The 21,876-nt window shown below is 70.0% G+C and carries 18 protein-coding genes and 3 tRNA genes; 11 read left to right on the top strand and 10 right to left on the bottom strand.

Annotated features, from left to right (window positions below):
- Positions 1-52: 52 nt before the first annotated feature.
- The 3 genes from hrpA (at position 53) to IO36_RS02195 (ending at position 4,702) form a co-directional block, all read left to right on the top strand.
- Complete coding sequence (hrpA, locus tag IO36_RS02205; protein WP_037615231.1) at positions 53-4,030, top strand: ATP-dependent RNA helicase HrpA; 3,978 nt, start codon at positions 53-55, stop codon at positions 4,028-4,030.
- 89 nt (positions 4,031-4,119) lie between these two features.
- Positions 4,120-4,194, top strand: a tRNA-Asp gene (locus IO36_RS02200).
- Positions 4,195-4,510: 316 nt separating this feature from the next.
- Complete coding sequence (locus tag IO36_RS02195; protein ID WP_037615229.1) at positions 4,511-4,702, top strand: DUF6274 family protein; 192 nt, start codon at positions 4,511-4,513, stop codon at positions 4,700-4,702.
- A 478-nt stretch (positions 4,703-5,180) separates the two neighbouring features.
- Here IO36_RS02195 and bldC read toward each other — a convergent pair whose 3' ends face one another.
- The gene (gene bldC / locus IO36_RS02190) at positions 5,181-5,387 is read right to left on the bottom strand and encodes a developmental transcriptional regulator BldC (RefSeq protein WP_003949541.1); all 207 of its coding nucleotides are present in this window, start codon (positions 5,385-5,387) and stop codon (positions 5,181-5,183) included.
- Between the two features lie 658 nt (positions 5,388-6,045).
- The gene (locus tag IO36_RS02185) at positions 6,046-6,894 is read right to left on the bottom strand and encodes a DUF8083 family protein (protein WP_037615224.1); all 849 of its coding nucleotides are present in this window, start codon (positions 6,892-6,894) and stop codon (positions 6,046-6,048) included.
- Positions 6,895-7,116: 222 nt separating this feature from the next.
- Between IO36_RS02185 and IO36_RS02180 the strand changes: the two genes are divergently transcribed.
- On the top strand, positions 7,117-8,211 hold the full coding sequence (locus IO36_RS02180; RefSeq protein ID WP_037615222.1) for a Leu/Phe/Val dehydrogenase: 1,095 nt from the start codon (positions 7,117-7,119) through the stop codon (positions 8,209-8,211).
- A 301-nt stretch (positions 8,212-8,512) separates the two neighbouring features.
- Positions 8,513-8,767, top strand: coding sequence for a DUF3073 domain-containing protein (locus IO36_RS02175; protein ID WP_037615441.1), 255 nt, complete (start codon positions 8,513-8,515; stop codon positions 8,765-8,767).
- 198 nt (positions 8,768-8,965) lie between these two features.
- Here the strand turns inward: IO36_RS02175 and purM are convergent, their stop codons facing one another.
- From purM to IO36_RS02150, 5 genes are all read right to left on the bottom strand, one after another.
- Positions 8,966-10,066 carry a phosphoribosylformylglycinamidine cyclo-ligase gene (gene purM / locus IO36_RS02170; RefSeq protein ID WP_037615221.1) on the bottom strand — a complete coding sequence of 367 codons (1,101 nt, stop codon included), beginning with the start codon at positions 10,064-10,066 and terminating at the stop codon, positions 8,966-8,968.
- Between the two features lie 42 nt (positions 10,067-10,108).
- Complete coding sequence (gene purF, locus IO36_RS02165) at positions 10,109-11,635, bottom strand: amidophosphoribosyltransferase (RefSeq protein ID WP_037615219.1); 1,527 nt, start codon at positions 11,633-11,635, stop codon at positions 10,109-10,111.
- Positions 11,636-11,696: 61 nt separating this feature from the next.
- Positions 11,697-12,206, bottom strand: a complete 510-nt coding sequence (locus IO36_RS02160; RefSeq protein WP_051899896.1) for an META domain-containing protein — start codon at positions 12,204-12,206, stop codon at positions 11,697-11,699.
- A 222-nt stretch (positions 12,207-12,428) separates the two neighbouring features.
- The gene (locus IO36_RS02155; RefSeq protein ID WP_037615217.1) at positions 12,429-13,223 is read right to left on the bottom strand and encodes a maleylpyruvate isomerase family mycothiol-dependent enzyme; all 795 of its coding nucleotides are present in this window, start codon (positions 13,221-13,223) and stop codon (positions 12,429-12,431) included.
- Positions 13,224-13,341: 118 nt separating this feature from the next.
- Positions 13,342-13,980, bottom strand: a complete 639-nt coding sequence (locus IO36_RS02150) for a TetR/AcrR family transcriptional regulator (RefSeq protein ID WP_037615216.1) — start codon at positions 13,978-13,980, stop codon at positions 13,342-13,344.
- A 79-nt stretch (positions 13,981-14,059) separates the two neighbouring features.
- Between IO36_RS02150 and IO36_RS02145 the strand changes: the two genes are divergently transcribed.
- Entirely contained in the window at positions 14,060-15,553 is a 1,494-nt protein-coding gene (locus IO36_RS02145; protein WP_037615428.1) for an MFS transporter, read from the top strand.
- Between the two features lie 70 nt (positions 15,554-15,623).
- On the opposite strand, the gene purL is transcribed toward IO36_RS02145, so the two are convergent.
- Genes purL through purS form a run of 3 tightly spaced genes read right to left on the bottom strand, consistent with a single transcriptional unit; the run spans position 15,624 to position 18,819 of the window.
- Positions 15,624-17,882, bottom strand: a complete 2,259-nt coding sequence (gene purL, locus IO36_RS02140; RefSeq protein WP_037615214.1) for a phosphoribosylformylglycinamidine synthase subunit PurL — start codon at positions 17,880-17,882, stop codon at positions 15,624-15,626.
- Positions 17,879-18,559: a phosphoribosylformylglycinamidine synthase subunit PurQ gene (purQ, locus tag IO36_RS02135; RefSeq protein ID WP_037615212.1), complete on the bottom strand. Its 681-nt coding sequence runs from the start codon at positions 18,557-18,559 to the stop codon at positions 17,879-17,881. The genes purL and purQ overlap by 4 nt, the downstream gene beginning before the upstream one ends.
- The gene (purS, locus tag IO36_RS02130) at positions 18,556-18,819 is read right to left on the bottom strand and encodes a phosphoribosylformylglycinamidine synthase subunit PurS (RefSeq protein ID WP_005482678.1); all 264 of its coding nucleotides are present in this window, start codon (positions 18,817-18,819) and stop codon (positions 18,556-18,558) included. Before purS ends, purQ begins: the two co-directional genes overlap by 4 nt.
- Before the next feature lie 361 nt (positions 18,820-19,180).
- Between purS and IO36_RS02125 the strand changes: the two genes are divergently transcribed.
- The 5 genes from IO36_RS02125 to IO36_RS02105 all read left to right on the top strand — a co-directional run bounded on the left by IO36_RS02125 (position 19,181) and on the right by IO36_RS02105 (position 21,863).
- On the top strand, positions 19,181-19,498 hold the full coding sequence (locus tag IO36_RS02125) for a histone-like nucleoid-structuring protein Lsr2 (protein ID WP_037615208.1): 318 nt from the start codon (positions 19,181-19,183) through the stop codon (positions 19,496-19,498).
- Positions 19,499-19,635: 137 nt separating this feature from the next.
- Positions 19,636-19,707, top strand: a tRNA-Gly gene (locus IO36_RS02120).
- 79 nt (positions 19,708-19,786) lie between these two features.
- A tRNA-Gly gene (locus IO36_RS02115) sits at positions 19,787-19,859 on the top strand.
- 181 nt (positions 19,860-20,040) lie between these two features.
- A complete protein-coding gene (locus IO36_RS02110) occupies positions 20,041-21,063 on the top strand; it encodes an ABC transporter ATP-binding protein (protein ID WP_037615206.1) in 1,023 nt (340 codons plus the stop codon).
- Positions 21,060-21,863 carry an ABC transporter permease gene (locus IO36_RS02105; RefSeq protein ID WP_037615204.1) on the top strand — a complete coding sequence of 268 codons (804 nt, stop codon included), beginning with the start codon at positions 21,060-21,062 and terminating at the stop codon, positions 21,861-21,863. Before IO36_RS02110 ends, IO36_RS02105 begins: the two co-directional genes overlap by 4 nt.
- The last annotated feature ends 13 nt before the right edge of the window (positions 21,864-21,876 follow it).

The following is a 21,876-nucleotide window of genomic DNA, read 5'->3' as shown; positions in this document are numbered from 1 at the left end:
GCGGCAAAAGGGTTCGCCACGGATTTCCCCGGGATGAGATCCTGGATCGCGTATGTCTACGCACCCTGCCCCCGCCCTCGGCGATCTCGCCGCCCGCCTGGCCGAGCTGCCCCTGCGCGACGCGCACCGGCTCGGGCGCAGGCTCGAAGGCGCACGCAAGATCCGCAAGCCCGAGGCCCGCTCCGCCGTGTTCGCCGAGATCGAGGCGGAGATGGCCAAGGGCGAGGCCCGCACGGCCGAGCGCCGCGCCCGCGTGCCCGCGGTCACCTATCCCGAGCAGCTTCCGGTCAGCCAGAAGAAGGACGAGATCGCGGCGGCCATCCGCGATCACCAGGTCGTGATCGTCGCCGGTGAGACCGGCTCCGGCAAGACCACCCAGATCCCGAAGATCTGCATCGAACTGGGCCGTGGCGTGCGCGGCATGATCGGGCACACCCAGCCCCGACGGATCGCCGCCCGCACGGTGGCCGAGCGCGTCGCGGAGGAGCTGGACACCCCGCTCGGCGAGGCCGTCGGCTGGAAGGTCCGCTTCACCGACCAGGTGAACCCGGACGCCACCTTCGTCAAGCTGATGACGGACGGCATCCTGCTCGCCGAGATCCAGACGGACCGTGAGCTGCGCGCGTACGACACGATCATCATCGACGAGGCGCACGAGCGGTCGCTCAACATCGACTTCCTGCTCGGCTACCTGGCCCAGCTGCTGCCCAAGCGGCCGGACCTCAAGGTCGTCATCACCTCCGCGACCATCGACCCGGAGCGCTTCTCCCGGCACTTCGGCGACGCCCCGATCGTCGAGGTCAGCGGGCGGACGTATCCGGTGGAGGTGCGCTACCGCCCGCTGCTCGAGGAGGACTCCGAGGACGCGGACCGCGACCAGATCACCGCGATCTGCGACGCCGTCGAGGAGCTCCAGGCCGAGGGCAAGGGCGACATCCTGGTCTTCCTGTCGGGCGAGCGGGAGATCCGCGACACGGCCGACGCGCTGAACAAGAAGAACTACCGCTTCACCGAGGTCCTGCCGCTGTACGCGCGGCTCTCGCACGCCGAGCAGCACCGCGTCTTCCAGCCGCACACCGGGCGCAGGATCGTTCTGGCGACCAACGTCGCCGAGACCTCCCTGACCGTCCCGGGCATCAAGTACGTGATCGACCCGGGCACCGCGCGCATCTCCCGCTACAGCCACCGCACGAAGGTGCAGCGGCTGCCCATCGAGCCCGTCTCTCAGGCCAGCGCCAACCAGCGCAAGGGCCGCTGCGGCCGTACGTCCGACGGCATCTGCGTCCGGCTGTACTCCGAGGACGACTTCCTCGCCCGGCCGGAGTTCACCGACGCCGAGATCCTGCGCACGAACCTCGCCTCCGTCATCCTGCAGATGACCGCGGCCGGCCTGGGCGACATCGAGAAGTTCCCCTTCATCGACCCGCCGGACCACCGCAACATCCGCGACGGCGTCCAGCTCCTCCAGGAGCTGAACGCGCTGGACCCGGCGGAGAAGGACGTCCGCAAGCGGCTCACGCAGACCGGCCGCAAGCTCGCCCAGCTGCCCGTGGACCCCCGGCTCGCCCGGATGGTCCTGGAGGCCGACAAGAACGGCTGCGCGCGCGAGGTCATGGTGATCGCGGCCGCGCTCTCCATCCAGGACCCGCGCGAGCGGCCGTCCGACAAGCAGGCGCAGGCGGACCAGCAGCACGCCCGCTTCAAGGACGAGACCTCCGACTTCCTGGCCTTCCTCAACCTGTGGCGCTACATCCGGGAGCAGCAGAAGGAGCGGGGCTCGTCCGCGTTCCGCCGGATGTGCAAGCAGGAGTACCTGAACTTCCTGCGCATCCGCGAGTGGCAGGACATCTACAGCCAGCTGCGGACCGTCGCCCGGCAGATGGGCATCCATCTGAACGAGGAGGACGCCCCCGAGCAGAGCGTCCATGTGTCCCTGCTCGCCGGTCTGCTCTCGCACATCGGCATGAAGGACGTGAAGGAGACCGGCTCGGAGAGCGGGCGCGGCTCGGGCAAGAACGAGTACCTGGGCGCGCGGAACGCCAAGTTCGCGATCTTCCCGGGCTCGGCGCTGTTCAAGAAGCCCCCGCGTTTCGTGATGTCGGCGGAGCTGGTGGAGACCTCGCGGCTCTGGGCGCGCGTCAACGCCCGCGTCGAGCCCGAGTGGGTGGAGCCGCTGGCCGGCCATCTCCTGAAGCGGACCTACAGCGAGCCGCACTGGGAGAAGGACCAGGCGGCCGTGATGGCGTACGAGAAGGTCACGCTGTACGGCGTGCCGATCGTCGCGCAGCGGAAGGTGAACTACGGGCGGATCGACCCGGAGGCCAGCCGCGAGCTGTTCATCCGCAACGCGCTCGTCGAGGGCGACTGGCGCACGCACCACAAGTTCTTCGCGGACAACCGCAAGCTGCTCACCGAGGTCGAGGAGCTGGAGCACAGGGCCCGGCGCCGGGACATCCTGGTGGACGACGAGACCCTGTACGACTTCTACGACCAGCGGGTGCCCGAACACGTCGTGTCCGGGGCGCACTTCGACTCCTGGTGGAAGCACAAGCGGCACGAGGAGCCCGAACTCCTCGACTTCGAGCGCTCGATGCTCATCAACGACCGGGCGGGCGCGGTCTCCAAGGACGACTACCCCGACTCCTGGGCGCAGGGGCGGCTGAAGTTCCGGGTGACCTACCAGTTCGAGCCGGGCGCGGACGCGGACGGCGTGACCGTCCACATCCCGCTCCAGGTGCTGAACCAGGTCACGGACGAGGGATTCGACTGGCAGATCCCGGGTCTGCGGGAGGAAGTGGTGACGGAGCTGATCCGTTCGCTGCCGAAGCCGATCCGGCGCAACTACGTACCGGCCCCGAACTTCGCCCAGAAGTTCCTGGAGCGGGCGGTCCCGCTGCAGGAGCCGCTGACGCTGACCATGGCGCGTGAGCTCAAGCGCATGGTCGGGGTACCGCTGACAGCCGACGACTTCGACTGGTCCCGGCTTCCGGACCATCTGAAGGTCACGTTCCGGATCGTCGACGAGCGGCGCCGCAAGCTGGCCGAGGACAAGGACCTGGAGGCCCTCAAGCTCCGGCTGAAGCCGAAGGCGCGCCAGGCGATCTCGCAGGCCGCCGCGGCGACGGCGGAGCGCGAGGGCGGCGAGTCGCTGGAACGCTCGGGGCTGACGGACTGGACGATCGGCCCGCTCCGCCGGGTCTTCGAGACGCGCCGGGCGGGCCAGCCGGTGAAGGCGTATCCGGCACTGGTCGACGACGGCCCGAAGGCGAACACCGTCTCGGTGCGGCTCTTCGACACGGAGGCCGAGCAGGCCGAGGCGATGTGGAAGGGCACCCGCCGGCTGATCCTGCGGAACATCCCGGTGAACCCGGGCAAGTTCGCCTCGGACAAGCTCACCAACGCCCAGAAGCTCGCCCTGTCCGCGAACCCGCACGGTTCGGTGCAGGCGCTCTTCGACGACTGCGCGATGGCCGCCGCGGACAAGCTGATCGCGGACTTCGGCGGCCCGGCGTGGGACGAGGAGTCCTACCGCAAGCTGTACGACAAGGTGCGTGCCGAGATCGTCGACACGACCGTGCGTACGGTCGGGCAGGTGCAGCAGGTGCTCGCCGCCTGGCAGGCCTGCGAGCGCCGTCTGAAGGCCCTCCGCAGCCCGACCCTGCTGGCGAACCTGGCGGACGTACGGGCCCAGCTGGACGCCCTGGTGAAGCCCGGTTTCGTGACGGCGACGGGGCTGCGGCGGCTGCCGGACCTGATGCGCTATCTGGTCGCCGCGGACCGCCGTCTCCAGCAGATGCCGACCGGTGCCCAGCGGGACACCAGCCGCATGGAGAAGGTCCACGAGATGCAGGACGAGTACGCCTGGCTCCTGGAGCAGCTGCCCCAGGGCCGGCCGGTGCCCTCGTCGGTCCTGGACATCCGCTGGATGATCGAGGAGCTGCGGGTCAGCTATTTCGCCCACGCGCTGGGCACCGCGTACCCCGTCTCCGACAAGCGGATCGTGAAGGCGATCGACGCCGCCGCCCCGTGACGGCGGCCCCACGGGTGGTGAGTTCGACCCGGGGGCTGACCTCATGTACTGTTCTTTTCGCAGCGCAGGAACAACTCGCTGCGAATCAAGGTCCTGTGGAGCAGTTTGGAGTGCTCGCCACCCTGTCAAGGTGGAGGCCGCGGGTTCAAATCCCGTCAGGACCGCACGAAGAAAGGCCCGGAGCGAAAGCTCCGGGCCTTTTCGTCTGTCCGGGCCCCGGCGACCCGCCTGCCGGCCCGTTCGCCTGCGGCCTCCGGCCCGTCCGCGCACGTCCACCGGCCCGTCCGTGTACATCCACCGGCCCCGTTGGGGTGAGCGTGCCGGCGGGGTTCGCGGCCGCGCACGCTCCGCGTCGGCTTCGGGCGGCCGGGAGCCCTCCAGGAGCGCCCCTGCGGCGCGTTCGCGTCCCTTGACGGCGTCACATTCCGCCGGTACCCCGGAATCCAGGGCCCTCGCCCTGACGGCCCTCTGGAGGTGCGTATGGCGGTGTCCGCCCGGCACGAGACCCGGGCTCTGCTCCGAGCCCATCTGGCGGCCGCCTCCGGCTACCGCCATCTGACGCGGCACTGCCCGATCTGCCATCAGCTCGCACGACTGGCCATGGAGACCGTCCCGAACGACGAGCAGGACGCCGAGGGCGCCCCGGAGGACGAGAGCCCCTCGTCGGCGTGACCGGGCCGGCCCCGCGACGGCCACCCCGAGCGCGTCCCGGTGTGCGCCCCGGTGCGACACGACCCCCGGCCGAGCCCAACTCCCCTAGCGCAGAAGGCTCTCGGCGGACAAGGACTGTGGCATGTGACGGGAGTCACCGCATATGTTTTCAGAAGTGTGGAACTTACCCCCCTCATACAACCAGTCAATTTAATATGTGCAATTGCACCGCCTGTCGAGGACTTCCACAGTCGATCCGACACCCGCCCCCAGACTCCGACAAGGCCGCTCACAGGCCCGCCTCCGGGGAGCGCGGAACGCACAAAAAAAATCGCGCTGGACCCGGCGGAGTCCAGCGCGATCTACGACGCACCCTGTTCAAGTGTCAGTAACGCTTGGGCGAGAGCTCTGTTGGGGCAGAACCCGCGTCGCTTGGAGCTGTGGTGTGGACGCCTCGACGGGTTGGGGGATCCGTTGATTTGTCCGGTTATGCAATGACTCAGGCTTCGCTGCGCTGCTGCGGGATACCCGCGAGCAGTGCGCGGACCTCAGCCTCGCGGTAACGACGGTGCCCTCCGAGCGTGCGGATGGACGTGAGCTTGCCGGCCTTCGCCCACCGCGTGACCGTCTTGGGGTCGACGCGGAACATCGTGGCGACCTCAGCGGGGGTCAGCAGCGGCTCGGCATCAGGGGTGCGAGCGGTCATGAGCGGCCTCCTCGGGAGAACCGAACCTTCTCGGTTCTTTCCTCTAAATTCTGCACCTTGACCCGCGTTGCCCGAAATGGCGGACGCGAGTCGAGTCGGTTATAGGACGAACGGCTTGTCCTCGGCACTACAACTACACCATCCGTCCAGCCGCGTCGGCCAAACCGATGGAATTGCCCTCCCAGGTGTTCATCAGCGACGGAAGCCGATGGACCATGCCATAGCGGACAGTCACGCCACTGTGACGATCAGTCACAGGGCGATCAGGAGTCACCAGACGTCCTAAAAGCGTGCAATGCCGAGATTCCCCCCCAAAAGCGGGCGGAGGGAGCCCTCCCCCGGGCTCCTTGTCCTATTTTGACACGAGGAGGGGGAAGCGATGCAAGAGCCGGGTAAGTGCCGTCCGTCACGCTTGACACCCGTTGACGTATTGGCCCGGATCGGGCCCTACGTCCCGGACGTGAGGGTTCTTCAGTGTGCGAGGACCATACGCGAGTTCGACCGAATCCTGTGAGAAGCAGATCACACCCGCGCAGGCGCCCCGGAAGCACCTTCCGTCCCACCCGAACCATGTGTACGGACCACGGGGCCGAAGTGTTCGCACCGACCTTGAACGGATCGGCGCGGACCACCCTCCCGGGGCCTCCCGGGGGCGGGTTCAGTTCGCCGAACGCCGGTCCCTGACCGACCGCCAGCGCTCCACCAGCCGGCCGTACGCCTCGCCCGCGGTCGCCCCGTCCCCGGTGCGCAGCGCCTCGATGCCCTCGGCCACGTCCGCGGCGGAGTGGTCGCCCTCCAGGTCACCGGCCGGCAGCGCGTGCACCAGCCCGCCGTAGTCCAGTTCCACCAGCGAGCGCGGATGGAACTCCTCCAGCCAGCGCCCCACGTCCACCAGGCCCTCGATGAGCGGGCCGTCGTCCAATGCGTCCCGGAGCGTGCGCAGGGCCCGCGCCGTGCGCCGCCGCGCCTGCACCATCGGGGTCCGGTAGCGCAGCAGCGGCGCCGCTCCGGCCGGTCCCGTCCCCTTCTCGTACTCCCGCTCCTCGTCGGTGACGAGGACGAACCAGTTCAGCGGCACCTGCCAGGTCGAGGTGCGGATCCAGGGGCGGGCGTCCGGGTTGCGCGCCAGCCAGCGTTCGTAGTCGAGCGCGGCCTGACGGCGCACCAGCGGCGGCAGCACCGCGTCCAGGACGGACGCGGGCAGGTCCTCGCCCAGTTCGCCCAGGGCCTGCCAGCCGCGCAGCCGGGTGCGCCAGGGGCAGACGCACACCACCCCGTCGACCTCGGCGACGAACGCGTCGCCGCTCTCGTGCACCGGCACGGGGACCGGCGGGGTGGGCAGCAGATCGGCCAGCGAGCGGCGCAGTTCGTCCTGGTACGAGGGGCGCTCGGCGCGCCGGGCGTAGCGCGTCCAGTGGTCGCGCTCGGACTCGGGGAACGCGGCCAGTGGCTCGTACACCCGCAGATACGACGTGTACGGGACGTTCACCGCGGACACCTTGGGCACGCCTGCTCCCTCCCCCGTCGACCACCGGGAAAACCAGCGAGAACCACTCAGAACCTGAACAGAAATCTATGCAAATCGAACCACGGCCGTACCCCGCCCGTAGGTGATCCTGAACACTGCGCCGGGGGCGGGTCGGCACAGGCTCTAATCTCATTCCCACGGAGCCCGCCATCCGCACGGGCGCCGGACCCAACCGCCGCTTATTACCTGGGAGTCACCACAGTGACCGACGTAACCGGCGCGCCTGCTGATGTACTGCACACCCTGTTCCACTCGGATCAGGGCGGTCATGAGCAAGTCGTGCTCTGCCAGGACCGCGCCAGCGGCCTCAAGGCCGTGATCGCGATCCACTCCACCGCACTGGGCCCCGCCCTCGGCGGCACGCGCTTCTACCCGTACGCGAGCGAGCAGGAGGCCGTCGCCGACGCCCTCAACCTCGCGCGCGGGATGTCGTACAAGAACGCCCTGGCCGGGCTCGACCACGGCGGCGGCAAGGCCGTCATCATCGGCGACCCGGAGCAGATCAAGTCCGAGGAGCTGCTCCTCGCCTACGGCCGGTTCGTCGCCTCGCTCGGCGGCCGGTACGTGACCGCGTGCGACGTCGGCACCTATGTCGCCGACATGGACGTCGTGGCCCGCGAGTGCCGGTGGACCACCGGACGCTCCCCGGAGAACGGCGGCGCCGGCGACTCCTCGGTGCTGACCGCCTTCGGTGTCTTCCAGGGCATGCGCGCCTCCGCGCAGCACCTGTGGGGCGACCCGACGCTGCGCGGCCGCAAGGTCGGTGTCTCCGGTGTCGGCAAGGTGGGCCACCACCTGGTCGACCACCTGCGCGAGGACGGCGCCGAGGTCGTGATCACCGACGTGCGGGCCGAGTCCGTGCGGCGGATCCTGGACCGTCACCCCGAGGGCGTCACGGCCGTCGCGGACACCGAGACCCTCATCCGCACCGAGGGCCTCGACATCTACGCGCCCTGCGCCCTGGGCGGCGCGCTCAACGACGAGACGGTGCCCGTGCTCACGGCCCGGATCGTGTGCGGCGCGGCCAACAACCAGCTGGCGCACCCGGGTGTGGAGAAGGACCTCGCGGACCGCGGGATCCTGTACGCCCCCGACTACGTCGTGAACGCGGGCGGAGTCATCCAGGTGGCCGACGAGCTCCACGGCTTCGACTTCGACCGGTGCAAGGCGAAGGCCACGAAGATCTTCGACACCACGCTGGCCATATTCGCACGTGCGAAGCAGGACGGGATCCCGCCGGCCGCGGCGGCCGACCGGATCGCCGAGCAGCGGATGGCGGAGGCACGCGGCCACTGACCCTTTCGGGGGCCTTCGGCGCTTGTCAGGGACCCGTCGGCGGACGACTGGGAGAGAACTCTCACGTCCGTCGGCGGGTCGTAGCCCAAGAAGAGGTTAAAATCGCGGTTGACCAGCGAGGACAGGGCACCTCGCGGGGGCTGGGCGAAGGCGCGTGCTGCGGGCGACGTACCGTATGGGCGCGGGCTCAGGTACCGTGGAAGCCCTACGGACCGGTCTCTCCACGGAGAGTCCGTTCCAGATCATGAACGCGTGTCAAGACTCTGGGGCCGTCGAGCCCCGTATCCGAGGGGGTCGAGCCATGGGGCGCGGCCGGGCAAAGGCCAAGCAGACGAAGGTCGCCCGCCAGCTGAAGTACAGCAGCGGCGGGACTGACCTCTCGCGTCTGGCCAATGAGCTGGGCGCTTCGACTTCGAGCCAGCCGCCGAATGGCGAGCCGTTCGAGGACGACGACGAGGAAGACGACCCGTACGCACAGTACGCGGATCTCTACAACGACGACGACGAGGACGAGGACGACCAGTCCGGTCCCCAGTCTCAACGTCGCGGCGCTTGACGCAACAGCGTCCCTCGCAGTTTCCGCGATCTCTTCTCGTAGCGGATCTCCAGGCGCGGGTTTCTGGCAGATCCCGCCTGGCGGATTTCTCGTAGCGACTGCACCTCACCCGGTCCGGGCTTCATCGCCGGACCGGGTTTCGTGCTGCTCCGGGGGCTTCGGCCGGCGTGACCGCCGGCCTCGGCCCCCGTTCGCGTCTCAGCTCGCGTAGTCGCCGACGAGCGCGGCGCCCGTCGCGTGGTCCCCGCGCTCGGTGATCTCACCGGCGACCCAGGCGTCCACTCCGCGGTCCGCGAGGACGGCGAGGGCGACCTCGGCGGACTCCTCGGGGACGATCGCCATCATGCCGACGCCCATGTTCAGCGTCTTCTCCAGCTCCAGGCGCTCGACGTCGCCGGCCTTGCCGACGAGGTCGAAGACCGGTGCCGGGGTCCAGGTCCCGCGGTCCACCACGGCGTGCAGACCGTCCGGGATCACCCGGGCCAGGTTGGCCGCCAGACCGCCGCCGGTGATGTGGCTGAAGGCGTGCACCTCGGCGCTCTTCGTCAGCGTCAGACAGTCCAGCGAGTAGATCTTGGTGGGCTCCAGGAGCTCCTCGCCGAGCGTGCGGCCGAACTCCTCGACGTGCTGGTCCAGGCGCAGGTTCGCCCGGTCGAAGAGGACGTGCCGGACGAGCGAGTACCCGTTCGAGTGAAGTCCCGAGGCCGCCATGGCGATCACCGCGTCACCCGTACGGATGCGATCCGGGCCGAGCAGCAGGTCGGCCTCGACCACGCCCGTACCGGCGCCGGCGACGTCGAAGTCGTCCGGGCCGAGCAGACCGGGGTGTTCGGCCGTCTCGCCGCCCACCAGGGCGCAGCCCGCGAGGACACAGCCCTCGGCGATGCCCTTCACGATGGCCGCGACCCGCTCCGGGTGGACCTTGCCCACGCAGATGTAGTCGGTCATGAAGAGCGGCTCCGCGCCGCACACCACGATGTCGTCCATGACCATCGCCACGAGGTCGTGGCCGATGGTGTCGTACACGCCCAGCTGGCGGGCGATGTCGACCTTGGTGCCCACGCCGTCGGTGGCGGAGGCGAGCAGCGGCCGCTCGAAGCGCTTGAGGGCGGAGGCGTCGAAGAGGCCGGCGAAGCCGCCGAGGCCGCCGAGGACCTCGGGGCGCTGCGTCTTCTTCACCCACTCCTTCATGAGCTCGACGGCGCGGTCGCCCGCCTCGATGTCGACTCCGGCGGCCGCGTAGGACGCGCCGGAAGCAGTGCCCGTCGACGAAGTCGACTGATCAGGTACAGCAGACATTGCCTGGGATCTTTCGGGTTGGTGAAACGGGGCTCTGCGGCGCTACGGGCGACGGATGGCGTCAGCCGCGGCCGTGGCTGCGGGACCCGCGGCCAGCTCGGTCTCCAGGAGCTGCTTGCCGAGCAGCTCGGGGTCGGGAAGCTCCATCGGGTACTCGCCGTCGAAGCAGGCGCGGCACAGGTTGGGCTTGTCGATCGCGGTGGCCTCGATCATCCCGTCCAGGGAGATGTACGAGAGCGAGTCGGCGCCCAGCGAGGTGCCGATCTCCTCGATCGTCATGCCGTTCGCGATCAGCTCGGCGCGGGTCGCGAAGTCGATGCCGAAGAAGCAGGGCCACTTCACGGGCGGGGAGGAGATCCGGATGTGGACCTCGGCCGCACCCGCCTCGCGGAGCATCCGGACCAGCGCGCGCTGGGTGTTGCCGCGCACGATCGAGTCGTCGACGACGACCAGGCGCTTGCCCTTGATGACTTCCTTGAGCGGATTCAGCTTCAGGCGGATTCCGAGCTGGCGGATCGTCTGCGAGGGCTGGATGAAGGTCCGGCCGACATAGGCGTTCTTGACCAGGCCGGCGCCGAACGGGATGCCGGAGGCCTCCGCGTAACCGATCGCCGCGGGCGTCCCGGACTCCGGGGTCGCTATGACCAGATCGGCCTCGACCGGCGCTTCCTTGGCGAGTCTGCGGCCCATCTCGACACGCGAGAGGTACACGTTCCGGCCGGCGATGTCCGTGTCGGGACGGGCCAGGTAGACGTACTCGAAGACACAGCCCTTGGGCTTCGCTTCCGCGAATCGAGAGGTTCGCAGGCCGTTCTCGTCGATGGCGACGAACTCGCCCGGCTCGATCTCGCGCACGAAGCTGGCGCCGCAGATGTCGAGGGCCGCGGACTCCGAGGCCACCACCCAGCCGCGCTCCAGACGGCCGAGGACCAGCGGGCGGATGCCCTGCGGGTCACGGGCGGCGTAGAGCGTGTGCTCGTTCATGAAGACGAGCGAGAAGGCGCCCTTGACCTGGGGGAGGATCCTGGCGGACGCCTCTTCTATGGTCAGCGGCTTGCCGTCGTCGTCGACCTGGGCCGCGAGGAGCGCGGTGAGCAGGTCGGTGTCGTTGGTGGCCGCCACCCGGGTGGTGCGGCCTTCCTGCTTGGGGAGATCGGCGACCATCTCGGCGAGCTGCGCCGTGTTGACCAGGTTGCCGTTGTGGCCGAGCGCGATCGAGCCGTGCGCGGTGGCACGGAACGTCGGCTGGGCGTTCTCCCACACGGAGGCACCGGTGGTCGAGTAGCGGGCGTGACCGACCGCGATATGACCCTGGAGCGAACCGAGCGAGGTCTCGTCGAAGACCTGGGACACGAGGCCCATGTCCTTGAAGACGAGGATCTGGGAGCCGTTGCTGACCGCGATTCCCGCGGATTCCTGACCCCGATGCTGGAGGGCGTAGAGCCCGAAGTAAGTGAGCTTGGCGACCTCTTCGCCCGGAGCCCAGACACCGAAGACGCCGCAAGCGTCCTGGGGGCCTTTCTCACCGGGGAGCAGATCATGATTGAGTCGACCGTCACCACGTGGCACGGCACCGAGTGTAGGCGAGATCGACCACTGGTCCGAATTGGGGATGCGGACCGGAAGTGGATCACTCGTCGGCCACCGCACGGACGACCGTGCCGTTTGCACTGGTCAGAGCGATGTCACGATGATCGATCCGGTAGGCGACCGTGCCGCCGAAGAGTCCGAGCAGCGTCTTCTCGGTCCGCATGAGTGAGTCTTGGCACATCATGCGGGTGGTCCTGGCCCGGCTGAGGGTGATATGTCCGTCGCTCACGGTGGCCTCGGCGGACGCGTGGTTGCAGCCGAGCCGGCCCTGGAAGGTGCCGTCCTCACGCAGGACGAGGTAGGCCTTGGCCCCCTCGGGAAGCGGCCGGGCGCCGCCGTCCGTGTCACCCAGTGCCGTCACGGTCCACTTCGTCCCCAGCAGGGGTGCGTCCCGGTGCGCTCCGGCCTGCGCACCCTGTGCGGCCGGATCCTCGGGAGCGGGCGTGGCCCCCTCCGACCGCGTGGCGCACGCGGAGGTCAGGAGCAGCAAGGCCAGGGCACCGAGTGCCGTTCGCCGCCCGTTCGTGCCGATGTGCGGGCAGATGTCCATGCCGATGGGACGGGAGGGGTGGGAAGCAGGTTCCCCTCCCGGGGAGGAGACCGGATTCCCGCGGGAGCGGGGAGCGGGTTTCCCTCCGGGGCGGGCTCGGGCGGCGAGGGCGTCAGCCGATCGGGGCCGGGCGGGCGGGGGTGGGGCGTCAGCCCATCAGGTCCGGGGCGGGCGCGGGTGGGGCGTCAGCCCATCGGGTCCGGGGCGGGCGCGGGTGGGGCGTCAGCCCATCAGGGGGAGCAGGGCGCCGAGGTCGGCGCGCTCGCCGCTCGCGCTGACCTTCGCCTCGTCGAGCGCCGTCTTCCACTCCGTGCGTCCCGTGGCGAGCCTGATCCAGGTCAGGGGGTCCGTCTCGACGACGTTCGGCGGGGTGCCGCGGGTGTGCCGGGGGCCCTCGACGCACTGCACGACGGCGTACGGCGGGACGCGGACCTCGGTCGAGGCACCGGGCGCCTTCACGGCGAGGGCGTCGGCGAGCAGCCGGGTGCAGGCGGCGAGGGCCTGGCGGTCGATGGGGATGTCCGTACCGGCGGCACGGTTGAGGTCGTCGGTGTGGACGACGAGTTCGACGGTGCGGGTGACCAGGAAGTCGGCGAGGGTCATGGCCCCTGCGGGCACGCCGAGCAGCCGGTCGTCGGGGGCCGTGGCCAGATGGGCGGTGATCCGCTCCTCGGCCCCGGCGTAGAGCGCGTCGAGGTCGGGGTTGTCCCCGGCGAGCGCACGGGTGCCGTCGGCGATGTTCCCGGCGCGGGAGGCCGTCCCGAACGGCCATTCCAGCAGGCCGAGTTCCTTGGCCGGCGGTGCCGGGAGGTCGAGATGACGGCTCACGCTGTCGGCGGCCATCGTGAGGTGCGCGACGAGCTCCCGCACGGTCCAGTCCCCGAGTCCCGCGGGCCGCGCCAGCTGCTCCTCGTCTAGCGCGCGCACGCCCTCCCGCACGTTCCGGAACTGCGCGAGCACCGCCGCACGGATCTTGGCCGAGTCGTACGTCCGCGTGCGCTTCCGGGGTGTGGTCATACGGGGAGCCTAGCTCCAAGACCCGGAGGAACGGGGGCAATTGAAGATCGCTCCGGGGGTGGTCCCGTCGCCTGGGATGCCGGACCGCCGTGCAGGCCCCGGGTTTCGCCAGGAGCCGTCACGGCCTGCGGGCGTAGTCCGCGAGTCCGTGTTCCACCAGGGCGAAGGCGCGTTCGGCGTGCCGGGGGGCCGCGGCGGCGATGTCGTCCAGGCTGTCACCGGCCTCGGCCCGGCGGTGGTGCTCCTCGATGAGGGCGTTGCGGGCCGCGCTCAGCATGGCGGCGGCGATCGTGGCGAGCGTCAGGTCGCCGGTCTCCTCGGCGAGGGCGGCGGCCAGGTCCCGGGTGCCCTTCTGCGCGGCCAGGAAGGCGCGTTCCATCAGGACCGGGGTCTCCCGGACGACTCTGTGCACCTGGCGGGCGAACGGCTCGCTGTGCAGGCCGACCGAGGGGTCGCGGTTCTCGACCAGTTCCAGGAACTGCCGGCGCACGGCGTCCACCGCGGTCTCGCCGGACGGCCGCTCGCGGACGGCACGGGCCAGATCGCCGAAGTGCTCCTCGATGGGGCTGAAGACCAGGTCCTCCTTGGTGCCGAAGTAGTTGAAGACGGTCATCTTGGAAACCTCGGCCGCGTCGGCGATCTCCTGGACGGAGACGTTGTCGAAGCCCTTCTCGGCGAAGAGCCCGACGGCCGTCCGGTAGATCCGCATCGCGGTCTGCAGCTTCTTGCGTTCGCGCAGTCCCATCGCCTCAGCCATGACCTCACTGTACCAAGACGAAATTTAATCTCGGATGAAAGATTGACTCGGTACATGTTCTTCGTCCATGGTGGTGCCCATGACCGAGACCCAGCGAAAAATCGGCTTCCTCGTCTGCCTCGTCACGATCGTGCTGGCGCTGCTGGACCTGCAGATCGTGTCGGCGGCCACCGTCCCGATCGTCCGGGACCTCGACCCCGCCCACGGCATGGACAAGATCCCGTGGCTGGTCAGCGCCTACGCGCTCGCCTCGGCGGCGATGCTGCCGCTGTACGGCAAGCTCTGCGACGTCCTCGGCGCGCGCCGCGTCTTCCTCGGCGCGGTCGCCACCTTCCTGCTCGGCTCCGCGCTCTGCGGCGCGGCCCGGTCCATGGACCAGCTCATCGCCGCCCGGGCGCTCCAGGGCCTCGGGGGCGGCGGGCTGATGAGCATCACGATGGTGGTGATCGCGCAGCTCAAGGGCCCCGCCGACAGCGACGGCCCGGCCAAGGGGGCCAACACCGGCGGTCTCGTCGCGGGCGGTGCCATGGCGATCGGCCCCTGGATCGGCGGGCTCCTGGCCGACCACGCCGACTGGCGCTGGATCTTCTACGTCAACCTGCCGATCGGCGTCGCCGTCCTGGTCACCGCCGCTCTCGCCCTCAAGCTCCCCGCACACCCGGTGCGTCGTCCGCCGGACTACCTGGGCGCGGGACTCGCGGCGGCCTTCTCCAGCACGCTGCTCCTCATGACCGACTGGGGCGGCAAGCGCTACGCCTGGACGTCCCCCGAGATCCTGGCCCTGGCCCTGGCGGCCGCCGCGACCCTCGCGCTCTTCCTGTGGCGGCAGGTCCGCGCGCCCGAACCGGTGCTCCCGCTCTCCCTGTTCCGGGTCCGCGAGCTGCGCCTCGGCTTCGCCGTCCAGGCGATCCTCGGCGGCGCGATGATGTGTGCCATCTACTACGTGCTGGTCTATCTGCAGGTCGCCCGCGGGATCGCCAGTTCCTCGGCGGGCCTCTACCTGGTCCCGATGGCCCTCGGACTGGCCGCGTCCGGGATGCTCACCGGCCCGCTCGCGGCGCGCGGCTGGTCGGCGCGGACCTTCACCGTCTGCGGCACCGCCACCACCGCCCTCGCCTTCGTCCTGCTCGCCACCACGACCGGACCGCACACCTCGTTGTGGCTGGTCCGCGGCGAACTCCTGCTGGCCGGCGCCGGATTCGGCCAGCTCGTCGGCCAGCTGCTCCTGCTCGTCCAGAGCTCCGCGCCGCCGCACCAGCTCGGCGTGGCCACCACGGCCGTCCGCTTCTTCCAGACGCTCGGCAACGCGCTGGGCACCGCCGTCTTCGGCAGCGTCCTGGCCCGCCTCTACGCCGACGGGGGACCCGGCGGCGACATCAGCGCCCTCGCCCGGCTCACCGGCCCGGCCCACGCCGAGGGCGTCCACGCCTTCGTCGACGCGACCCAGGCCGTGTTCTGGGGAGGCGCCGCGCTCATGGCACTCGCCGCACTGCTCGCGCTGCGGCTGCCCCGGTCCGGCGGCGCGGCGGACTCCGCGGCCCCGCCCCGGGAGAGCGAGCCGGTCCCGGCGTGAGGCCGGCACGTCGAAGGCCCCGCCCGTCGGAACGGGCGGGGCCTTCGTGCGGCCGGACGCGGCGGGTGCGTTACGCGAGCAGCGCCGGGATGGTGCCCTCGTGGGCGGTGCGCAGCTCGTCCAGCGAGAGCGCGAACTCGCCCTGGACGTCCACCGCGTCACCGTCGACGACACCGATGCGGGTGACGGGCAGACCCCGGGCACCGCACATGTCGTTGAAGCGGAGCTCCTCCGAACGCGGGACGGCGACGACCGCGCGGCCCGCCGACTCCGAGAACAGGAAGGTGAACGCGTCGAGACCGTCGGGCACGACCAGGCGCGCGCCCTTGCCGCCGAGCAGCGCCGACTCGACCACGGCCTGGACCAGACCGCCGTCGGACAGGTCGTGCGCGGAGTCGATCATGCCGTCGCGGGACGCCGAGATGAGGATCTCGGCGAGCAGCCGCTCGCGCTCCAGGTCGACCTTCGGCGGCAGACCGCCCAGGTGGTCGTGGACGACCTGGGACCAGGCCGAACCGCCGAACTCCTCAAGGGTGTCACCGAGCAGGTAGAGGAGCTGGCCCTCTTCCTGGAAGGCGACCGGGGTGCGACGGGCGACGTCGTCGATGACGCCCAGCACGGCCACGACCGGGGTCGGGTGGATGGCCGCCTCGCCGGTCTGGTTGTACAGCGAGACGTTGCCGCCGGTCACCGGGGTGCCGAGCTGCTGGCAGGCGTCGGCCAGACCGCGGATCGCCTCGGCGAACTGCCACATGACGGCCGGGTCCTCGGGCGAGCCGAAGTTCAGGCAGTCGGACACGGCGAGCGGCTTGGCACCGGTCGTCGCGACGTTGCGGTAGGCCTCGGCCAGCGCGAGCTGGGCGCCCGTGTACGGGTCGAGCTTGGCGTAGCGGCCGTTGCCGTCGGTGGCGATGGCGACGCCGAGCCCGGACTCCTCGTCGATGCGGATCATGCCCGAGTCCTCGGGCTGGGCCAGCACCGTGTTGCCCTGCACGAAGTGGTCGTACTGGGAGGTGATCCAGGACTTGGAGGCCTGGTTCGGGGAGGAGACCAGCCTGAGGACCTGGTCCTTGAGCTCGTCGCCGGTCGCCGGGCGGGGCAGCTTGCCGGCGTCGTCGGCCTGGAGCGCGTCCTGCCACTCGGGGCGGGCGTAGGGGCGCTCGTAGACCGGGCCGTCGTGCGCGACCGTGCGCGGGTCGACGTCGACGATCTTGCCGCCGTGCCAGAAGATCTCCAGCCGGTCGCCGTCGGTGACCTCACCGATGACGGTGGCGATGACATCCCACTTGTCGCAGATCTCGAGGAACCGGTCGACCTTCTCCGGCTCGACGACCGCGCACATGCGTTCCTGCGACTCGCTCATGAGGATTTCCTCGGGCGAGAGCGTGGAGTCGCGCAGCGGTACGTCGTCCAGGGTGACGCGCATGCCGCCGGAGCCGTTCGAGGCGAGCTCGGAGGTGGCGCAGGACAGACCGGCCGCGCCGAGGTCCTGGATGCCGACGACCAGCTTCTCGGCGAAGGCCTCCAGGGTGCACTCGATGAGGAGCTTCTCCTGGAAGGGGTCGCCGACCTGGACGGCCGGGCGCTTCGACGGCTTGGCGTCGTCGAAGGTCTCGGAGGCGAGGATCGACGCGCCGCCGATGCCGTCGCCGCCCGTGCGGGCCCCGTAGAGAATGACCTTGTTGCCGGTGCCCGAGGCCTTCGCGAGGTGGATGTCCTCGTGCCGCATGACGCCGATGGCGCCGGCGTTGACCAGCGGGTTGCCCTGGTAGCAGGCGTCGAAGACGACCTCGCCGCCGATGTTGGGCAGGCCCAGGCAGTTGCCGTAGCCGCCGATGCCGGCGACGACGCCCGGGAGGACGCGCTTGGTGTCGGGGTGGTCGGCCGCGCCGAAGCGCAGCGGGTCCACGACCGCGACCGGGCGGGCGCCCATCGCGATGATGTCGCGGACGATGCCGCCGACGCCGGTGGCCGCGCCCTGGTAGGGCTCGACGTACGACGGGTGGTTGTGGGACTCGACCTTGAAGGTGACCGCGTAGCCCTGGCCGACGTCGACGACACCGGCGTTCTCGCCGATGCCGACGAGGAGGGCGTCCGACTGAGGGGCCTTCTCGCCGAACTGGCGGAGGTGGACCTTCGAGGACTTGTAGGAGCAGTGCTCGGACCACATGACGGAGTACATGGCGAGCTCGGCACCGGTGGGCCGGCGGCCGAGGATCTCGACGACCCGCTCGTACTCGTCCTTCTTCAGACCCAGTTCGGCCCAGGGCAGCTCGACGTCGGGGGTCGCGGCCGCGTGCTCGACCGTGTCCAGAGGCGTGCGGCTCATGCGTTGACCAGCTTCTTGAGGATCGAGGTGAAGAACGGGAGGCCGTCGGTGCGGCCGGTCCCGACCAGGGGCTCGACGGCGTGCTCGGGGTGCGGCATGAGACCGACGACGTTCCCGGCCTCGTTCGTGATGCCGGCGATGTCCCGCAGCGAGCCGTTCGGGTTGAAGTCCAGGTAGCGGAAGACGACCCGGCCCTCCGCCTCCAGCATGTCGAGCGTGTGCTCGTCGGCGACGTACCGCCCGTCCATGTTCTTCAGCGGGACGTGGATCTCCTGGCCGGCCGTGTAGTCGGCGGTCCAGGCGGTGTCCGTGTTCTCCACCCGCAGCTTCTGGTCGCGGCAGATGAAGTGGAGGTGGTTGTTGCCGAGCATCGCGCCGGGAAGCAGGTGCGCCTCGGTGAGGACCTGGAAGCCGTTGCAGATGCCGAGGACCGGCATTCCGGACTTCGCCTGCTCGATGACGGTCCCCATCACCGGCGAGAAGCGCGAGATGGCACCGGCCCGCAGATAGTCGCCGTACGAGAAACCGCCGGGCAGGACGACGGCGTCGACCTGCTTGAGGTCCTTGTCCTTGTGCCAGAGGGCCACGGGCTCCGCGCCCGCGAGCCTGATCGCGCGCTGCGTGTCGCGGTCGTCGAGGCTGCCCGGAAAGGTGACGACTCCAATACGAGCGGTCACTTTCCGGCCTCCGCGACTTCCTCGACCTTGACGGTGAAGTCCTCGATCACGGTGTTGGCGAGGAAGGATTCCGCCAGTTCATGGATGCGGGCGAGGGCGGCGTCGTCCACCGGCCCGTCCACTTCCAGTTCGAATCGCTTTCCCTGACGGACGTCGGAGACACCTTCGAAACCGAGGCGCGGCAGTGCACGCTGCACCGCCTGGCCCTGGGGGTCGAGGATCTCCGGCTTGAGCATGACGTCGACTACGACGCGTGCCACTGGCACTCCCGGTGTGTGGTGCTGAGCAGGTCCCTTCAGACTACCCGTACGAAATTTCTACTCGCGTAGATTCGTAGAATCCTACGTGACCGCCATCACGATCCGGCATCGGCGCGGGGCCATCCACGGAAAATCCTGGGAAAAACCGCAGAAGAACGGCAGGACGCCATTGCCACCGGACACGCGGGGGGATTTAGTCGGGCTTCCCATTGCAATGCCGGGCCCTGTACAAATGAATTGGCAATAGCCGATACTTTGCTCAATAACAGCCGGACAGTCGGCATCTCCCCGACAACTCAGTGACGTCGGCGCACGTCATGACCGTTGATCGCGAAGGTGTCGCACGAAGGGACCGATATTCGTGGCGCAGCGTGTCGTGGTCACTCTCTTTGACGACATCGACGGCTCGGAAGCGGCGGAGACGATCGCCTTCGGACTCGACGGCAAGTCGTACGAGATCGACCTCAACCCCTCCAATGCCGAGGAACTGCGGAAGGTGCTCGAGCCGTACGTCGAGGCCGGCCGCAAGCGGGCGAAGTCAGGGAAGGCCTACACGCACACCGCGTTGACGCCCGATCCCGCGGCCGTCCGCGCCTGGGCCCGTTCCAACAAGATGGACGTGCCGCCGCGCGGCCGGATCCCCAAGAAGGTCTACGAGGCGTTCGCCGAGGCCCACTGAGCCGGCGGCCCGGAGCACGGCCGCCGGAGACCTCCGGCGGCCCCGGGAGAACCGACTTGCGCTGACCCCCGTCTGATCAGCTAGAGTCTGGAACACGCCGAGGGGCAAGGCCGAAAAAGCCGGAACCCGAAGGTCGTGCGGGTGTAGTTCAGTAGCAGAACATCCCCCTTCCAGGGGGAAGGCGCAGTGTGCAATTCCTGTCACCCGCTCTGCACTTCTTACCGATGGACGTCGTCGATCAGGTAGGGTGGTGCTCGCGCCGATCGGTGGAAGCCGGTCGGAGGCAATGCGGACGTAGCTCAGTTGGTAGAGCGCAACCTTGCCAAGGTTGAGGTCGCGAGTTCGAGCCTCGTCGTCCGCTCAGTGAAGAAAGGCCCCGGTCAGCGACCGGGGCCTTTCTCGTTTCCCGCGTCACCGGTGTTCCCGGATCCCCGCGCGCACCGGCGTTCCCGCGACGGTTGCCGGGGCCCTCTGACATATGTCATGTCGAGTGATGACACCGCGCACTGCCGAGGGGTCCGATCCGCGCCGACGCTGATCCCATGAACACGAACCAGCACGACGACGTGATCGAGGTCACCGGTCTGCGGCGTGTGTACGGGGGCGGCGGAAGGGACTTCGAGGCCGTGCGCGGCGTCACCTTCTCCGTCGGGCGCGGTGAGATCTTCGCGCTCCTCGGCACCAACGGCGCGGGCAAGACCTCCACCGTCGAACTGATCGAGGGCCTGGCCCCGCCGGCCGGCGGGCGCGTGCGCGTCCTCGGGCACGATCCCTACACCGGCCGCGCCGCCGTGCGGCCCCGGATCGGCGTGATGCTCCAGGAGGGCGGCTTCCCCTCCGAGCTCACGGTCGCGGAGACCGCGCGGATGTGGGCGGGCTGCACCAGCGGATCTCGGCCCGCCGGAGAGGTCCTGGACCGGGTCGCCCTCGGACACCGCTCCGGCGTCCGCGTGAAGCAGTTGTCCGGCGGCGAGAAGCGGCGCCTGGACCTGGCGCTCGCGCTCCTCGGCGACCCCGAGGTCCTCTTCCTCGACGAGCCGACGACCGGGCTCGACGTGGAAGGGCGCCGGAGCACCTGGGAGTTGGTCCGCGAACTGCGCGACGCCGGGACCACGGTCCTGCTCACCACCCACTACCTGGAAGAGGCCGAGGAACTCGCCGACCGGCTGGCGATCCTGCACGAAGGCCGTGTCGCGGCCCTCGGCACCCCGGCCGAGGTGACCGCCTCCCAGCCGTCGCACGTCTCCTTCGAGCTGCCCGACGGCTATCTCCCCGGCGACCTGCCCCCGCTGCCGGGACTCGGCGTGAGCGGCCACGAGACGACGGGCCGGAGGATCAGGCTGCGCACCGGCGAACTCCAGCGGACGGCCACCGCCCTGCTGGTGTGGGCCGAGCGGGCACGCGTCGAACTGCGGGGACTGGACGTGCGCCCCGCCTCCCTGGAGGAGGCCTTCCTGCGGATCTCGCGGGACGCGGCGGCACGCGACGGGGACGAGAACGCAGCGACGACGACCGGACCGGCCGCGGACACGCGACCGGCACGTACGAGGGGAACGGCGGCATGAGCGGGACAACGGTCACCACCGGCGCCGGCCCGGCCCGGACCACGGCGGCGGGACGGACGAGGGCACTGGCGCACGCCGAACTGACCCTCCTGGGCCGCACCCGGGCGACCCTCGCCGCCGCGGTGTTCGTCCCCCTGGTCATGCCGCTCACGCTGCGCTCGGCCGTCTCCTCGATGGACCTGAAGGGCACCGGACTCACCGTCGGCTCGGTCCTGCTCCCCTCCGCCATCGGCTTCGCGCTCCTGTTCGCCGTCTACGGCTCCCTGGTCAGCGTGTACGCGGCCCGCCGGGAGGAACTCGTCCTCAAGCGGCTGCGCACGGGGGAGGCACGGGACCTGGAGATCCTCGCGGGTGCGGCCCTGCCCTCGGTGGCGATCGGCCTCGCCCAGTGCGTGGTCCTGACGATCGCCTGCCGGGCGGCCCTCGGGACCGGCCTGCCCGAGCGCCCCGAACTGGTCGCGCTGGGGCTGCTGTCGGCCCTCGTCACCTGGCCCGCGCTCGCGGCCGTCACCGCGAGCTTCAGCAGGAGCGTGGAGGGAGCCCAGGTCGCGGCCGCGCCCCTGACCCTGGTGTCCATGGTCGGCTCGGGAACCTTCGTCCCCCTGCAGATGCTCCCCGACGGCGTGGCCCCGTTCTGCGAACTGCTGCCTCTCACGCCCGTGATCACCCTGGTCCGTGGCGGCTGGAGCGGGCACCTCTCCGCCCACGACACCGTCGGCGCCCTCGTCACGGCGGTGGCCTGGACCGTGATCGCGGTGTTTGCTGTACGCCGGTGGTTCCGCTGGGAGCCGCGGCGGTGACCACGGAGGCGGG

Source organism: Streptomyces aureus, assembly GCF_000725495.1.
Taxonomy (GTDB): Bacteria; Actinomycetota; Actinomycetes; order Streptomycetales; family Streptomycetaceae; genus Streptomyces; species Streptomyces aureus_B.
This window is presented reverse-complemented; position numbering and strand designations above follow the sequence as displayed.

Excerpts from the sequence above, each read along its gene's own strand:
- hrpA (WP_037615231.1), top strand. The coding sequence starts at position 53 with ATGTCTACGCACCCTGCCCCCGCCCTCGGCGATCTCGCCGCCCGCCTG.
- IO36_RS02195 (WP_037615229.1), top strand. The coding sequence starts at position 4,511 with ATGGCGGTGTCCGCCCGGCACGAGACCCGGGCTCTGCTCCGAGCCCAT.
- bldC (WP_003949541.1), bottom strand. The coding sequence starts at position 5,387 with ATGACCGCTCGCACCCCTGATGCCGAGCCGCTGCTGACCCCCGCTGAG.
- IO36_RS02175 (WP_037615441.1), top strand. The coding sequence starts at position 8,513 with ATGGGGCGCGGCCGGGCAAAGGCCAAGCAGACGAAGGTCGCCCGCCAG.
- purM (WP_037615221.1), bottom strand. The coding sequence starts at position 10,066 with ATGTCTGCTGTACCTGATCAGTCGACTTCGTCGACGGGCACTGCTTCC.
- IO36_RS02160 (WP_051899896.1), bottom strand. The coding sequence starts at position 12,206 with ATGGACATCTGCCCGCACATCGGCACGAACGGGCGGCGAACGGCACTC.
- IO36_RS02155 (WP_037615217.1), bottom strand. The coding sequence starts at position 13,223 with ATGACCACACCCCGGAAGCGCACGCGGACGTACGACTCGGCCAAGATC.
- IO36_RS02150 (WP_037615216.1), bottom strand. The coding sequence starts at position 13,980 with ATGGCTGAGGCGATGGGACTGCGCGAACGCAAGAAGCTGCAGACCGCG.
- IO36_RS02145 (WP_037615428.1), top strand. The coding sequence starts at position 14,060 with ATGACCGAGACCCAGCGAAAAATCGGCTTCCTCGTCTGCCTCGTCACG.
- purL (WP_037615214.1), bottom strand. The coding sequence starts at position 17,882 with ATGAGCCGCACGCCTCTGGACACGGTCGAGCACGCGGCCGCGACCCCC.
- IO36_RS02110 (WP_037615206.1), top strand. The coding sequence starts at position 20,041 with ATGAACACGAACCAGCACGACGACGTGATCGAGGTCACCGGTCTGCGG.
- IO36_RS02105 (WP_037615204.1), top strand. The coding sequence starts at position 21,060 with ATGAGCGGGACAACGGTCACCACCGGCGCCGGCCCGGCCCGGACCACG.